General features: G+C 76.1%; 1 protein-coding gene and 1 pseudogene. Both read left to right on the plus strand.

The features are described from left to right. Nucleotides 1–442, plus strand: a 442-nt coding sequence (locus DY240_RS22645) for a 3-hydroxyacyl-CoA dehydrogenase family protein (RefSeq protein ID WP_233552828.1), incomplete at its 5' end; no start/stop codon positions are given. Nucleotides 443–693: 251 nt separating this feature from the next. Next, a pseudogene (locus DY240_RS22650) lies at nucleotides 694–1,236 on the plus strand (hypothetical protein); the annotation flags it as partial.

A 1,236-nucleotide genomic window follows, 5' to 3' on the forward strand; every position in this document is an offset into this window, starting at 1 on the left:
CGCGGCCAGCGGCCGGCCGGCCGACGTCGTGGGGCTGCACCTGGCCGGGACCGGCGGCGCCGTCGCGGAAGTCGTCCGCACCGTCGTCTCGGCGCCGCCGGCCGTGGCCACCGTCGCCGAGGTCGCCGCCTCCGCCGGGCTCACGGCCGTCGTCTGCGCCGACCGCGCCGGCTTCGTCGTCGACGCGCTGCTGGTGCCCTATCTCAACGACGCCGTCACGATGCTCGAGACCGGGTACGCCTCGGCGGCCGACGTCGACACCGCGATGCGGCTGGGCTGCCGGCTGCCGGCGGGACCGTTCGAGCTGCTGGACACCCTCGGCGCCGAGGCGACGCTGGCGACACTGGAGCGGCTGCAGGCCGAGGTCGGCGAACCCGGCCTGGCGCCGTCGCCGCTGCTGCGCCAGCTGGCGACGGCCGGCCTGCGGTTCGCCGACCTCTGACGGAGCCCGGGGGAGATCGTCCGGGCGGTGTCGCGGGCCTTCACGCGGCCCGCGACTTGGCAAGGCTGGTCGTCGCTGACGTGTCCGATATGACCGATCCTGCACGACGGTGAGGCTTGCCAAGGCGGTCATCGTCTCCCGCCATGACCAGGACAGGTGGGGTACCTACTGACAATTCGGGCTCGTCGCGCTATAACTCTGGGGGCCGTGCTGTCGTCAGCGGCCGGGCAACGCAAGCGTCGGGGGGCGTCGTGCAGGGACTGCGGGTGCTGCCGGCCACGGCAGCCGCGGCGCTGCTGTTCGCCGTCGCACCGGCCGCGGCCGCCGAGGAGGCGGCCGCGACGGGCGCCCGCGCGGGCTGCGACGACGCCGGCGGATCCGACATCACCGGGAGCGACGCGATCCGCGTCTCGCTGTCGGACGGCCGCACCCGGCTCAGCGTGACGGTGCGCGACGAGCGCTACCGGATCACTGCCGTGGGCGTGAAGGGCGGGCCCGACTGGGAGGTGTACACCTCCCCGCCGTTCACCGGCCTGTCGGTGTCGAACCCGGGCGGCAACCTGCGGGAGATCACCGACTGGTTCGTGTGCGGCTTCCGCTCCGGCGGCGAGCGGCCCCCGCCGACCGACTGGGTGTCGCCGACCCCGGTCCCGACGCCGACCGCCACGCCGCCGCCGTCCGCCACCCCGACACCGTCGCCCAGCCGCACGCCCACCGCGACGCCGACCCCCACTCCGACGCCGAGCCCGACGCCGAGCCCGACCGCGACGACGACGCCGGCCCCGGCCGCGCCG

This window comes from Jiangella rhizosphaerae (genome assembly GCF_003579925.1).
In the GTDB taxonomy this organism is placed as follows: domain Bacteria; phylum Actinomycetota; class Actinomycetes; order Jiangellales; family Jiangellaceae; genus Jiangella; species Jiangella rhizosphaerae.